The organism is Humibacillus xanthopallidus (assembly GCF_006716675.1).
Classification (GTDB): Bacteria; Actinomycetota; Actinomycetes; order Actinomycetales; family Dermatophilaceae; genus Humibacillus; species Humibacillus xanthopallidus_B.
The window spans coordinates 522,286-535,067 of the sequence record NZ_VFPM01000002.1; the positions used below are offsets into that span (position 1 = coordinate 522,286).

General features: G+C 70.9%; 13 protein-coding genes and 1 tRNA gene. 8 read left to right on the forward strand and 6 right to left on the reverse strand.

Annotated features, from left to right (window positions below):
• Positions 1 to 10: 10 nt before the first annotated feature.
• On the reverse strand, positions 11 to 532 hold the full coding sequence (locus FBY41_RS10325) for a DUF5709 domain-containing protein (RefSeq protein WP_141844137.1): 522 nt from the start codon (positions 530 to 532) through the stop codon (positions 11 to 13).
• On the reverse strand, positions 529 to 1,890 hold the full coding sequence (locus FBY41_RS10330) for an aminotransferase class I/II-fold pyridoxal phosphate-dependent enzyme (RefSeq protein WP_141844139.1): 1,362 nt from the start codon (positions 1,888 to 1,890) through the stop codon (positions 529 to 531). The genes FBY41_RS10325 and FBY41_RS10330 overlap by 4 nt, the downstream gene beginning before the upstream one ends.
• Positions 1,891 to 2,068: 178 nt before the next feature.
• Between FBY41_RS10330 and FBY41_RS10335 the strand changes: the two genes are divergently transcribed.
• The 6 genes from FBY41_RS10335 to ggt all read left to right on the forward strand — a co-directional run bounded on the left by FBY41_RS10335 (position 2,069) and on the right by ggt (position 6,942).
• Positions 2,069 to 2,141 (forward strand) — tRNA-Trp (locus tag FBY41_RS10335).
• A gap of 117 nt (positions 2,142 to 2,258) precedes the next feature.
• Complete coding sequence (gene secE, locus FBY41_RS10340; protein ID WP_141844141.1) at positions 2,259 to 2,528, forward strand: preprotein translocase subunit SecE; 270 nt, start codon at positions 2,259 to 2,261, stop codon at positions 2,526 to 2,528.
• Between the two features lie 92 nt (positions 2,529 to 2,620).
• The gene (nusG, locus tag FBY41_RS10345; RefSeq protein WP_141844143.1) at positions 2,621 to 3,481 is read left to right on the forward strand and encodes a transcription termination/antitermination protein NusG; all 861 of its coding nucleotides are present in this window, start codon (positions 2,621 to 2,623) and stop codon (positions 3,479 to 3,481) included.
• Between the two features lie 109 nt (positions 3,482 to 3,590).
• The gene (gene rplK, locus FBY41_RS10350) at positions 3,591 to 4,022 is read left to right on the forward strand and encodes a 50S ribosomal protein L11 (RefSeq protein WP_141844145.1); all 432 of its coding nucleotides are present in this window, start codon (positions 3,591 to 3,593) and stop codon (positions 4,020 to 4,022) included.
• Between the two features lie 106 nt (positions 4,023 to 4,128).
• The gene (gene rplA / locus FBY41_RS10355) at positions 4,129 to 4,845 is read left to right on the forward strand and encodes a 50S ribosomal protein L1 (RefSeq protein WP_141844147.1); all 717 of its coding nucleotides are present in this window, start codon (positions 4,129 to 4,131) and stop codon (positions 4,843 to 4,845) included.
• Between the two features lie 222 nt (positions 4,846 to 5,067).
• Complete coding sequence (gene ggt, locus FBY41_RS10360; RefSeq protein ID WP_260439685.1) at positions 5,068 to 6,942, forward strand: gamma-glutamyltransferase; 1,875 nt, start codon at positions 5,068 to 5,070, stop codon at positions 6,940 to 6,942.
• A 106-nt stretch (positions 6,943 to 7,048) separates the two neighbouring features.
• Here ggt and FBY41_RS10365 read toward each other — a convergent pair whose 3' ends face one another.
• Positions 7,049 to 7,561, reverse strand: a complete 513-nt coding sequence (locus tag FBY41_RS10365) for a hypothetical protein (protein ID WP_141844149.1) — start codon at positions 7,559 to 7,561, stop codon at positions 7,049 to 7,051.
• 68 nt (positions 7,562 to 7,629) lie between these two features.
• A complete protein-coding gene (locus FBY41_RS10370) occupies positions 7,630 to 8,493 on the reverse strand; it encodes a DUF3152 domain-containing protein (RefSeq protein ID WP_141844151.1) in 864 nt (287 codons plus the stop codon).
• A gap of 294 nt (positions 8,494 to 8,787) precedes the next feature.
• Here FBY41_RS10370 and rplJ point away from each other — a divergent pair, with 294 nt between their 5' ends.
• Together rplJ and rplL are read left to right on the forward strand one after the other, a co-directional pair.
• Entirely contained in the window at positions 8,788 to 9,372 is a 585-nt protein-coding gene (rplJ, locus tag FBY41_RS10375; protein WP_141844153.1) for a 50S ribosomal protein L10, read from the forward strand.
• Positions 9,373 to 9,438: 66 nt separating this feature from the next.
• Positions 9,439 to 9,828: a 50S ribosomal protein L7/L12 gene (rplL, locus tag FBY41_RS10380; protein ID WP_141844155.1), complete on the forward strand. Its 390-nt coding sequence runs from the start codon at positions 9,439 to 9,441 to the stop codon at positions 9,826 to 9,828.
• 339 nt (positions 9,829 to 10,167) lie between these two features.
• Here the strand turns inward: rplL and FBY41_RS10385 are convergent, their stop codons facing one another.
• Together FBY41_RS10385 and FBY41_RS10390 are read right to left on the reverse strand one after the other, a co-directional pair.
• Complete coding sequence (locus FBY41_RS10385; protein WP_141844157.1) at positions 10,168 to 11,301, reverse strand: pyridoxal-phosphate-dependent aminotransferase family protein; 1,134 nt, start codon at positions 11,299 to 11,301, stop codon at positions 10,168 to 10,170.
• Positions 11,301 to 12,722: an FAD-binding oxidoreductase gene (locus tag FBY41_RS10390; protein ID WP_311769388.1), complete on the reverse strand. Its 1,422-nt coding sequence runs from the start codon at positions 12,720 to 12,722 to the stop codon at positions 11,301 to 11,303. Before FBY41_RS10390 ends, FBY41_RS10385 begins: the two co-directional genes overlap by 1 nt.
• Between the last annotated feature and the right edge of the window lie 60 nt (positions 12,723 to 12,782).

Here is a 12,782-nt window from a genome sequence, read left to right on the forward strand (position 1 = left end):
GGCCCGTGGGTCAGCGGTCGGTGGGCTCGTCGGCGATCTCGTCGACGATGTGCATCGCGGCCTCCTCGGCCGAGGCGCCGGCGCCGTCGATGCCCACGTCGTTGGCCCAGGCCTGCTTCTCCTCGTCGTCGTGCGCGCCCTCGTCGTCGGCCACGAGACGCCCCGCGCGCCGGTCACCGACCTCGGAGTCACCGAGCCAGTCGTCCTCGGCGTCGATGGAGTCGGGGTCGTCGCCGCCGAGACGCTCGTCGTCGAGGCCGCTCTCGTTGTCCGGGGCGCCGTAGGCCGAGTTGGGGTCGGGCACCTCCTGGCGGATGCGCTCCTCGATCGTCTCGTCGATCGACTCCTCGTAGGCCGTCGTGCCGTGGGCCGTGACGCCCTGGGGACGGTCGTTGGGGGAGTAGCCGCGGTCGAGCACGTCCTCGAGGTCGTCGCCGTCGAGGGTGTCCTCGGGCTGCAGCTGGTCCTCGTCGTCGACGCTGTAGACGGTGAGGTCGTCGCCGATGGTCTCGCCCTGCTCGTTGTCGCTCATCGCGGCGCTCCTTCGGTGGTGGGCTCGCTCTGCCCGGTGGTGGTTCCGACGCCTGCTCCTACCCCGGAGGCACGATCCTGCGTCAGCTTCTCTGCCGCCGCGAGGGCCACACAGGTGGCCACGCCCGCCATGGCGGTGCGCACCTCGTCGAGGCCCGGGAAGGTCGGCGCCAGGCGGATGTTGCGGTCACGCGGGTCGTGGCCGTGGGGGAAGGACGCGCCCGCCGGCGTCAGGGCGATGCCGGCCCCCTTGGCGAGGGAGACGACGCGCGAGGCCGTGCCGTCGAGCACGTCGAGGTTGACGAAGTAGCCGCCGGTCGGGTGGGTCCACTCCGCCACCTCGAGGCCCTCGAGCCCGTCGGTCAGGGCCTCGTCGACCGCGGCGAACTTCGGCGCGATGATCTCGCGGTGCTTGCGCATGTGGGCGCGCACGCCGTCGGCGTCGCGGAAGAACTCCACGTGGCGCAGGTGGTTGACCTTGTCGGGGCCGATGGAGCCCATCGCGAGGTGGCCGAGCCACCACCTGACGTTCGCCTCGCTGGCCGCGAGCACGGCGACGCCGGCGCCGGCGAAGGTGATCTTCGAGGTCGACGCGAACATGATCGGGCGGTTCGGGTGACCCGAGGCCGCAGCGAGGCTGAGGATGTCGGCGCTCTTCGCCTCGTCCTCCGTCAGGTGGTGGAAGGCGTAGGCGTTGTCCCAGAAGATCGTGAAGTCGGGGGCGGCGGTCGGCATGGCGGCAAGTCGCGCGGCCTTCTCCTGCGACACGATCGCGCCGGAGGGGTTGGCGTAGGTCGGCACGATCCAGATGCCCTTGACGCTGGGATCGTCCTTGACGAGCGCCTCGACCGCGGCCACGTCGGGCCCGTCGTCGTGCATGTCGACGGTGACCATCTCGATGCCGAACTCTGCGAGCATCGAGAAGTGCCGGTCGTAGCCCGGCACCGGGCAGACGAAGGTGACCTTCTCCTCGCGCGACCACGGCCGCGGGGAGTCGACGCCGCCGAAGAGCAGGAAGTCGACGATGGTGGAGTACATCATCGTGAGGCTCGAGTTGCCGCCCGCGACGACCTGCGACGGCTCGACCCAGAGCAGCTCGGCGAAGAGCTCGCGCAGCTCGGCGAGGCCCTCGAGCCCGCCGTAGTTGCGCACGTCCACCCCGGCCCGGTCGGTCGTGCTCGTCGGCAGGTGCAGCAGGTCGTTCGAGAGGTCGAGCTGCGCCGACGCGGGCTTGCCTCGCGTGAGGTCGAGCTTCAGGCCACGGCCCTGCAGCGCCGCGTAGGCTGCCTGCTGCTGCGTGAGGAAGGCGGCGAGGTCGTCGTCGGACAGGGACGCGAGGGGGGTGCGCGGGTTCGTCACGTCTCGATCCTGCCACTGTGCCTCGCCGCGCGGGCAGCCCGGTCCGTATGCCGGTGGGCGGGTCCTCGTGCCGGTTCGCGCTGTGGCCGGTGCGTCACGTATGATCGACGCTCGGACGGCTTCGCTGGCCATGCTGACGCATGCCGTCCCTCCGGTGTCCACCCCATGGTGCCGGTGAAGGGCAATAGCTCAATTGGTAGAGCTCTGGTCTCCAAAACCAGCGGTTGGGGGTTCGAGTCCCTCTTGCCCTGCGCATCTGATGATGTGGTCGTCGTGCAAGGCGGCACGCGGCTTCTGCCCTGAGGTGGGTTATCCCACCGAGACGGGTTGGCTGTCGCGGGCCGACACCCAGGCAGAAAGAAGGAATCGTGACCGAGACGAGCGCCAAGCGCGGGTCCGACCGGGCTGACAAGTCCCGTGACGGCAACGCGATCTCGCGTCTCTTCGGAGCGATCAGCCTCTTCGTGCGGCAGATCCTCGACGAGCTGCGCAAGGTCGTGCGCCCGACGGGCCCCGAGCTCGTGCGCTACACGACCGTCGTCGTCGTCTTCGTCGTGGTGATGATGGCTCTGGTGTCCGCACTCGACTTCGGCTTCACCAAGCTCGTGTCCTGGGTCTTCACCGGGAGCACGAGCTAGACCACGAGCCGGCGGAGGGCGCAGGCCCGAGTCGTCAGAAGCCATTGCCAGCCCCACCCGGCTGGTCCCCCAGCAAGGAAGTAGGTCAGAGCGTGTCCGAGCAGCTCGCCCACGAGGGCGCCCCGAACGGCGAGATCGCCGAGAGCGACGTCGTCGACCCCGCGGTCGGTGCCGACGCCTCGAGCGACGCCGTCGCGGAGGAGCAGGACACCGCCGCCAGCCCCGAGGCGCTCGACCGGGCCGAGGCCGTCGAGGCCGTCGAGACCGACGCCGAGACCGACGCCGACGCCGACGCTCAGGGTGACGATGACGTCGAGGTCACCGGGGAGCCGGTTGCCCAGGGCAGCGGCGACCCCGTCGCCGACTTCAAGGCCGACCTGCGCTCGCGCTTCGGCGACTGGTACGTCGTGCACTCCTACGCCGGCTACGAGAACCGGGTCAAGGCCAACCTCGAGACGCGCATCCAGACCCTCAACATGGAGGACTTCATCTTCGAGATCGAGGTCCCCATGGAGGAGGTCACCGAGATCAAGAACGGCCAGAAGAAGCTCGTCCGCCGCGTCCGCATGCCCGGTTACGTCCTCGTCCGCATGGACCTCACCGACGAGAGCTGGGGCGCCGTGCGGCACACCCCCGGTGTCACCGGCTTCGTCGGCAACGCCCACCAGCCCGTGCCGCTGTCGATCGACGAGGTCTTCACGATGCTCGCGCCGTCCTTCGAGGCCGCGGCCGGTCCCGGTGCGGCCGACGCCAAGCAGACGGCCCCCAAGGATATTCGCGTCCTCGACTTCGAGGTCGGCGAGTCCGTCACCGTCATGGAGGGGCCCTTCGAGACCCTTCCCGCCACGATCTCCGAGATCAACGCCGACACCCAGAAGCTCAAGGTGCTGGTCTCGATCTTCGGCCGGGAGACCCCGGTCGAGCTGTCCTTCGGTCAGGTCGCCAAGATCTGACCCGAAGGGTGCTCCACCTCGGGCGGCATCCCGCACGAGGACATGCAACCGGGTCATCGCCCATCCAGAACCACTGGCGTAGGCCCAGCAAGACAAGAAGGTAGGCATCATGCCCCCCAAGAAGAAGGTCTCCGGCTTCATCAAGCTGCAGATCCAGGCCGGTGCGGCCACGCCCGCGCCCCCCGTCGGCCCGGCCCTCGGCCAGCACGGCGTCAACATCATGGAGTTCGTCAAGGCGTACAACGCCGCGACGGAGTCCCAGCGCGGCAACGTCATCCCGGTCGAGATCACGGTCTACGAGGACCGCTCGTTCACCTTCGTGACGAAGACCCCGCCCGCCGCCGAGCTCATCAAGAAGGCTGCCGGCGTCGCCAAGGGCTCCGGCGAGCCCCACAAGACCAAGGTCGCCAAGCTCTCGCGCGACCAGGTCTACGACATCGCCCGCCAGAAGATGGAAGACCTCAACGCCAACGATGAGGACATGGCGGCGCGCATCATCGCCGGCACGGCCCGCTCGATGGGCATCGACACCGAGCTCTGAGAGCTCACCCCCGGCCGCACGGCATACAGGCCGTATGCCGTCGGCCACGTGGGAGGGCCAGCGCTGGTCCGCACCACGACTCCACCACCATGCAAGGAGCAGTTCCATGAAGCGCAGCAAGAACTACCGCGCAGCCGCCGAGCTCGTCACGCCCGGCAAGGTCTACGCCCCCCTCGAGGCCGTCCGCGTCGCCAAGCAGACCGCCAAGGCCAAGTACGACGAGACCGTCGAGGTCGCCATGCGCCTCGGTGTCGACCCGCGCAAGGCCGACCAGGCCGTCCGCGGCACGGTCAACCTGCCGCACGGCACGGGCAAGACCGCCAAGGTCCTCGTCTTCGCCAATGGCGACAAGGCCGAGGCCGCCCGTGAGGCCGGCGCCGACTACGTCGGCTCGGACGACATGCTCGAGAAGGTGCAGGGCGGCTGGCTCGACTTCGATGCCGTCGTCGCCACGCCCGACATGATGGGCAAGGTCGGTCGTCTCGGCAAGGTGCTCGGTCCCCGTGGCCTCATGCCGAACCCGAAGACCGGCACCGTGACGATGGACGTCGCCAAGGCCGTCACCGACATCAAGGGCGGCAAGATCGAGTTCCGCGTCGACAAGCACGCGAACCTCCACTTCATCATCGGCAAGGCGAGCTTCGACGAGGCCAAGCTCGTCGAGAACTACGCCGCCGCGCTCGAGGAGATCCTGCGTCTCAAGCCGTCGAGCTCGAAGGGCCGCTACATCGAGAAGGCCACCGTCTCCACGACGATGGGCCCGGGCATCCCGCTCGACTTCTCCAAGACGCGCAACCTCCTCGTCGAGGAGGAGCAGGCCTGATCGCCTGACTCTCGTCACCGAGAGCCCGTCACCCGTTGGGGTGGCGGGCTCTCGTCGTGCGTTCGGCTGGGCGCCACGGCGCCCGCACACTGCTCGCGGCGTGGGGTCGCTCCGGACACCGACGGTCGCTCGCGGCGTGGGGCGTTGTCACAGCTGTTTCAGCGTCTGGATCGGTGACGTTCTCAGCGCCAATGGTGACGTTTGCGCGGGTACGGTCGGTTTATGAGTCGTCACAGCGCACGCACCACGACACGTTCCAGATGGGTTCTCGGCGCTCTCGTCGTCGGGTTGCCCCTCTCTCTGCTGCCGGCCACGGCCGGGGCGCAGACGCAGGCCGCGCCCACGGCGGCGCCCGGCACCGACCGCGGGTGGCACGGCAAGCCGGCCGACCTGCCGAAGGTGCCGGTCATGACGGGCTCCGGCGGAGCGGTCGCGTCGGTCGACCGAGATGCCTCGCAGGTCGGCATCGACGTCCTCGCCCGAGGTGGCAACGCCGCCGACGCCGCGGTGGCGACGGCGGCCGCCCTGGGTGTCACCGAGCCCTACAGCGCCGGCATCGGCGGCGGCGGCTTCCTCGTCTACTACGACGCCCGCAGCAAGGAGGTCTCGACCATCGACGGGCGCGAGACGGCGCCGGCGACCTTCACCGACAACACCTTCCGCAAGCCCGACGGCACGGCGATGGACTTCACCACCGTCGTCAACTCCGGCCTGTCCGTCGGGGTCCCGGGCACGCCGGCCCTGTGGGCCAAGGCGCTTCGCGACTACGGCACGCTCTCGCTCAACGCGGCGCTCAAGCCTGCCGAGCGGCTCGCGGCGAAGGGGTTCGTCGTCGACCAGACCTTCCACGACCAGACGGCCCAGAACGCCGCCCGGTTCTCGAAGTTCCCCGAGACGGCCCGGGTGTTCCTGCGGGGCGGCGGGGCGCCGGCAGTGGGGACGGTGTTCACCAACCCCGACATGGCGACGGCCTACCGGACGCTGCGGACGCAGGGCGTCGACGTCCTCTACCGCGGGCGCCTGGGTGAGGCGATCGTCAGGGAGTCGAACGCTCCGCACACGGCCGCCGGGGTCAGTGTCATGGGTGGTCAGATGACGCTGGGCGACCTCGCCGCCTACCGGGCGCTCACGAAGGCGCCGATCCACTCGCAGTACAAGGGTCTGGACGTCTACGGCATGCCCGTGCCGAGCTCGGGTGGCATCGCCGTGGCGGAGATCCTGAACCTCATGAAGGCCTACGAGGACCGCACGGGGACCGCGACCTCAGCGGTGTCCGACGTCGACTACCTCCACCGCTTCTCGGAGGCCTCGGCGACGGCGTTCGCCGACCGCAACCGCTACGTCGGCGACGTGCCGGGTGTGCCCGTGTCGGAGCTCGTGAGCCCGGCCTTCGCGGCCGAGCGCGCCTGCCTCTTCGACCCGACCCGGGCGCAGCAGCGACCCATCCCGTTCGGCTCGCCCGACGGCAGCTACACGTCGTGCGTCCCCGGCGTGAAGGCTCAGCAGGAGCCCTACGAGGGACTGTCGACGACGCACCTCACGGCGACGGACCGCTGGGGCAACGTCGCGTCCTACACGTTGACGATCGAGCAGACCGGTGGCTCCGGCATCACGGTGCCGGGCTACGGCTTCCTGCTCAACAACGAGCTCACCGACTTCAACTTCGTGCCGCTGTCGGCCGGTGTCCCGGACCCGAACCTGCCCGGCCCGGGCAAGCGGCCGCGCTCGTCGATGAGCCCGACCATCCTGCTCGACGGCGGCAGGCCGTTCCTTGCGGTCGGCTCGCCCGGCGGTGCGACGATCATCACGTCGGTGTCGCAGACGATCCTGGGCTACCTCGACCGCGGTCTGCCGCTCGTCGACGCCATCGCGGCCCCGCGCCTCAGCTCGCGCAACGGCACCGAGGGGGCCGAGCCGGCGCTGCTCGCGAGCCCGGTCGCCGCCGGACTGACGTCGCTCGGCCACCGGCTGACGAACGCCGGAGAGATCGGCGCGGTGACGGCGATCCGCAGCCTGGACGGCGGGCTCTTCGAGGCCGCTGCCGAGACGGTGCGCCGCGGCGGCGGCTCGGCCATGGTCGTCCAGCCACAGCGCTGATCGGCACGACCCGACCGCTGACTCAGAGACGGAGCGGCCACTCGACGTCTGATCGTCGAGTGGCCGCTCCGTCACATCTGGCACGGCGTGCCCGGGTGGGGCCCGCTCAGCAGGGGCCGGCGACCGGCACGGAGACCCGGATGTTCGTCGTGCCCTTCGACTGGATCGTGACCCGGGCACCCTTGTCGTCGTGCGCCTCGATGCCGGTGAAGCCGCCGGTCAGCTGCGACAGCTGCGCGGGCGGGAAGCCGTGCGCAGCCAGCGCCGCCTTGGTGTCGGCGATCACGGCATCCCAGTCCGGCGTCTCGGTCGGGTCGAGCTCGGCGGTCATCGTCTTGGTGAACCACCGGCAGCCCTCCGTCGTGAGGTTGGTGCCGCCCCCGGTGCCGTCCTTCCACTTCGCGCCGAGCGGGCCGGCCGCGGCCTTGGCGACGTCCTGAAGGACCGGGTCGTACTCCGCCCTCGCCTGCTCGCTCGTCAGGCCCGATGAGCCCGTGCAGCCGGCGAGCAGGGCGAGCGACGCCACCGCAGCAACGAGCGAGCGTCTGCGGGGCCACGCGACCGGAGTGCGCGGCCGCCCGCGACCCGATCGTGCTCCGTCGCCGCGCCGCGTGGTCATGCCCCGATTGTCGCAGTGCCCCCTGCGGCCCGCCCCTCGGGTCCGGTCGGAGGCTGCCGGCGCTGCGGTCAGCTCGCCTTGGCGGTCGGCCACGGCCAGGCGGTGCAGCCCTTCAGCCCGTAGGTCTGCTGCATCATGACCGGCGCGACCTTGCCGGCTCCGCCGCAGTAGGCGTGCCCGTGGCCGAGCCCGTGGCCGACCTCGTGGTTGACGAGGTAGGTGCGGTAGCCCGCGAGGTCGGTGCCGTAGGCCTGCGCCCCCAGGATCCATCGGCGCGCGTTGAGCACGACGCGGCCGCCGTTGTGGCAGCTCACCTGTCCGCGGGTCTGCAAGGGGGCGCACAGCTTGTCGGTGGTGTCAGGGCTCGCGAGGGTGATCCGCAGGTCGACAGGGGCCCCTTGCGCCGCTTCCGCCGGGGGGACGTTGACGAAGTGCACGCCGTCCTTGGTCTGCCAGCCGCGGGGGTCCGCGAGGACGGTGGCGACCGTCGTGGCCAGTGCCGTGGTGTCGACGCCCAGGCCTCCCTCGGTCTCGAGGGTCCAGCGCACGGTGCGTCCGCTGCGGGGCGCGGTGCCGAGCGCCTTCGCCGGCACCGCGACGGCGGTCATGGTGCCGCTGCCACGCTCGACGACCGTGGTGGCGGTCGCACCCTTCGCGGAGGAGCCGGTGCTGCCCGGGGTGGGAGTCGCGGCAGTCTCCGGGACTCGCTCGACGTCGCCGAGGGGCACCGACGCGGCGAACCCAGCGGTCATCGCGATGCGCGACGCGGAGGACAGCGCACTCTCGGACACTTCACCGGCGCCCGCTGCGGCGACGGCCCACACGTCGGCGACGAGGCACCCCACGAGGGCGGCCGCCGCCACGACGCGACGCCGGTGCACCTGCTGACGTCGAGAGTCAGCAGGTCCGCCTGCTCCGCCACCCCTGCGCATGTGCTCCACGCTAGGCCACCTACCCGTTGCGGTCACGGAGGCGACGGGCGACCCGCGAGGACCGATTTGGTCATGGCACCCCAGAGCCCGTACTCTTGCGGAGACCAATGACCGCCGGTTGGGCTCTGTGGCTGACGCAGAGTCCCGAAGGTTCCGCACGATGCGGGCAGCCAGCGCAGGACCTCAGCCACACGGCATACACCGTATGCCGTCTCGTGCCCCGAGCGCCCTGCGCCGGGGCCTTTTTCGTGAGGGCCCTTCTCCGGTGGCACCACGCAAGGGAAGGAGGCCCAGATGGCAAAGGCCGACAGGACTGCCGCCATCGCCGAGATCGCGGACCAGTTCCGTGAGTCCGGCGCGGCCGTTCTCACCGAGTACCGCGGGCTGACCGTGGCCCAGCTCTCGCAGCTGCGCAACTCGATCCGAGAGCACGCCACCTACGCCGTGGTCAAGAACACGCTGACGGAGAAGGCTGCTCAGGAGGCCGGAATCACGGCCTTCGACGGCCAGTTCCAGGGCCCGAGCGCCATCGCCTTCGTGACCGGTGACCCGGTCGAGGCGGCCAAGGGCCTGCGTGACTTCGCCAAGGCACACCCCCTCCTCGTGATCAAGGCTGGCGTCCTCGACGGCAAGCCGCTGACCACCGAGGAGATCACGAAGCTCGCCGACCTCGAGTCGCGCGAGGTTCTCCTGGCCAAGATGGCGGGGGCCATGAAGGGCTCCCTCACCAAGGCCGCCTACCTCTTCAACGCTCCTCTGTCGCAGACGGCCCGTGTGGTCGAGGCTCTGCGTCAGAAGCGCGAGGAGCAGGGCCCCGCCACGGAGGCTCCGGCCGCCGAGGCAACCACCGACGTCGCCGAGGGTGGCGACGAGAGCTGACGCCTGCTGGCGTTCGCTCGATTCATCAATCAGCCACTCACGGCAAGTAACAGGAAGGAAGCCATCATGGCGAAGCTCAGCACCGACGAGCTCCTTGACGCCTTCAAGGAGATGACCCTCATCGAGCTCTCGGAGTTCGTGAAGCAGTTCGAGGAGACCTTCGAGGTCACCGCCGCCGCCCCGGTCGCCGTTGCGGCCGCTGGTGGCGCCGCCGGCGGCGCCGCCGCCGAGGAGGCCGAGGAGCAGAGCGAGTTCGACGTCGTTCTGGTCGCCGCGGGCGAGAAGAAGATCCAGGTCATCAAGGAGGTCCGCGCGCTCACGAGCCTCGGCCTCAAGGAGGCCAAGGACCTCGTCGACGGCGCCCCCAAGCCCGTCCTCGAGAAGGTCGACAAGGCTGCGGCCGAGAAGGCCAAGGAGCAGCTCGAGGCCGCCGGCGCGTCCGTCGAGCTCAAGTGAGCCGTCCCGGCTAGTCCGGGACTCCAGCATCACCGCGAAGGCGGGTCCGACCACTGGTCGGGCCCGCCTTTCGCTTGCCCGGACGTCGGTCTCGGAATGTGGCTGGCTGGGTGGGCGCGGGGCGATCTGTGGCTGGGTGGGCGCGGGGCGATCTGTGGCTGGGTGGGCGCGACGGCGCTCGCGGCGTGGAGCGACGGCGGCCGCTCCCGCGTCACCGCTCGGTTCCGTATGCCGTTGGCCGCCGCCGATGCCGCTCCCACCGCCGCACCCCACTCCCTCTCGTCGAGTGCTCACTTCCTCCGGCGGCGTGCTTCCTTCAGCATCGAGCGCTCAGTTGCTTCAGGTGGCGTGGGCCAGGGCGTCCTCGAGGGCGGCGAGGATGAGGGCGACGCGGTCGGGCCTGGCGTTGTGGCCCATGAGGCCGATGCGCCAGACGCTCGAGGCGAACGCGCCTGCGCCGGCACCGATCTCGAGGTTGTGTCGCTCGAGGAGGTAGCCGCGCACGGCGGCCGAGTCGACACCTTCGGGCACCCGGACGGTGGTCAGCTCGGGCAGGCGCGAGCCCTCCTCGGCGAAGAGGGTCAGGCCCATCGCCTCGAGCCCGTCCTGCAGGAGCCGGCCGGCCTCGGCGTGGCGGTCCCACACCTTCTCGAGACCCTCGTCGGCGATGCGGCGCAGACCGGCGTGCAGGCTCGCGACCATTGCCGTCGGGGCGGTGTGGTGGTAGGTCCGCTTGCCCGCACCCGCCGCCTCGCCGACGTAGCCGCCGAGCAGGCCGAGGTCGAGATACCACGACGACGGCTTCTCGACGCGGCGGGCGAAGGCCCGGTCGCTGATGGTGAAGGGCGCGAGCCCGGGCGCGACACCGAGGCACTTCTGCGTGCCGGCGTAGCCGATGTCGATGCCCCAGTCGTCGGCGCGCAGCTCGATGCCGCCGATGCTCGTGACCGCGTCGACGAGGAGGAGGGCATCGCCCTTGGCGGCGCCCAGGGCGGCGATGTCGGAGCGGACTCCGGTCGAGGTCTCGGCGTGCACCGCGGCGATGATCTTCGGCGACGGGTGGGCGGCCACGACGCGCTCGACGTCGACGGGCCGGCCCCACTCGTGGTCGACCCGCACGACCTGCGCGCCGTGCCGTCCGGCGACGTCGACCATGCGCTCACCGAAGAGGCCGTTGACGGCGACGACGACGACGTCGCCGGGCTCGACCGTGTTGACGAAGGCCGCCTCCATGCCGGCCGAACCGGTGGCCGAGAGCGGCAGGGTGCGGCGGTTGTCGGTGCCCCAGACGTAGCGCAGGAGGTCGCACGTCTCGTCCATGATCGCGAGGAAGTCGGGGTCGAGGTGACCGAGGAGCGGCGACGCCAGCGCCAGGGTGGCCTCGGGGTAGGGGTTGCAGGGCCCCGGACCGAAGAGGTGACGCTCGGCGATCGGCCGGGTCGTGGCGGGAGGTGGCGTGCTCGAAGAGGTCATCAGAATCCGGCTCCGGGGTTGAGGATGCCCTGTGGGTCGAGGGCGTGCTTGATGCGGTGGGTGAGCGCCATGACGTCCGGGCCGAGCTGCTCGGGCAGGGCGTCGCGCTTGAGACGGCCGACGCCGTGCTCGCCCGTGATGGTGCCGCCGAGGCGGATGGCGAGACTCATGACCTGCGAGAAGGCTTGTGCCGCACGGGCTCTCGCCTCCGCGTCACCGGGAGGGTAGACGACGACCGGATGCGTGTTGCCGTCACCGGCGTGCGCCACGACGGGGATCTCGACGTCGCAGGCCCGCGCGATCTCGGCGATGCCGGTCAGCAGGTCGGGCAGTCGGGGCACGGGCACGCCGACGTCTTCGAGCATGATCGTGCCGCGGCGCTCGATCGCATAGATCGCGGCCCGGCGGGCGGCGACGAAGAGCTCGCCCTCATCGGGCTCGGTCGTCGTGAAGCACTCCCGGGCGCCGCCCTCGGAGCACAGCTGCTCCATGAGCGCGATCTCCTCGCCGCGCGCGGCCCCGGGGGCGTCCGACTGCGCGAGCAGCATCGCCCCGGCGTCGCGGTCGAGGCCCATCGGCTTGTGGTCCTCGACGGCGTTGATCGAGGCCTGGTCCATCAGCTCCATCATCGAGGCGCGCAGCCGGGCGCCGATCGCGACGACGACGCGTGCGGCATCCGCGACGTCGTCGAAGGTGGCCACGAGGGTGGCGGGCGGCTGCTGGGCCGGAACGAGACGCAGCGTCGCCCGTGTGACGACCCCGAGCGTGCCCTCGCTGCCCACGAAGAGCTTGAGCAGCGACAGCCCGGCGGTGTCCTTGATCCGCTGGCCCCCGAGCCGCACGAGCGTGCCGTCGGCCAGCACGACGTCGAGCCCCAGCACGTAGTCGGTCGTGACGCCGTACTTCACGCAGCAGAGGCCGCCGGCGTTGGTCGCGACGTTGCCGCCGATCGAGCAGATCTCGTAGGAGGAGGGGTCGGGCGGATACCAGAGGCCGTGCTCGGCGGCAGCCTGCTTGACCTCGACGTTGAGCGCGCCTGCCTCGACGACCGCAGTGCGGGTGCTCGGGTCGATCTCGACCGCACGCATCCGCTCGAGGCTGAGCACCACGCACCCGTCGACGGCGTTGGAGCCCCCCGACAGTCCGCTGCCCGCCCCACGCGGCACGAGCGGTATGCCGTGTGCCCCCGCCCAGCGCACCGTGGCCTGCACGTCGGCCGCGGACGAGGCGCGGACCACGGCGAGCGGCATACCGGCGTCCTCGTCGGCGGTGAAGTCGAAGCGGTAGGCGGCGACACCGGCGGGGTCCGTGAGCAGTGCCCCGGGCGCCAGCGCCGCCGCGAGGGCGGCGAGGTCGGGGGAGGGGTCTGGGGCGGTGGCAGTCTGGTCGGCGGACTGAGCGTCCTTGCTCACGGTCGTCACGGTCCCACCGTAACCGCGCGGTCCGGCAGGGGCGCGGCAGCCACCATGCGTGCCACGGCT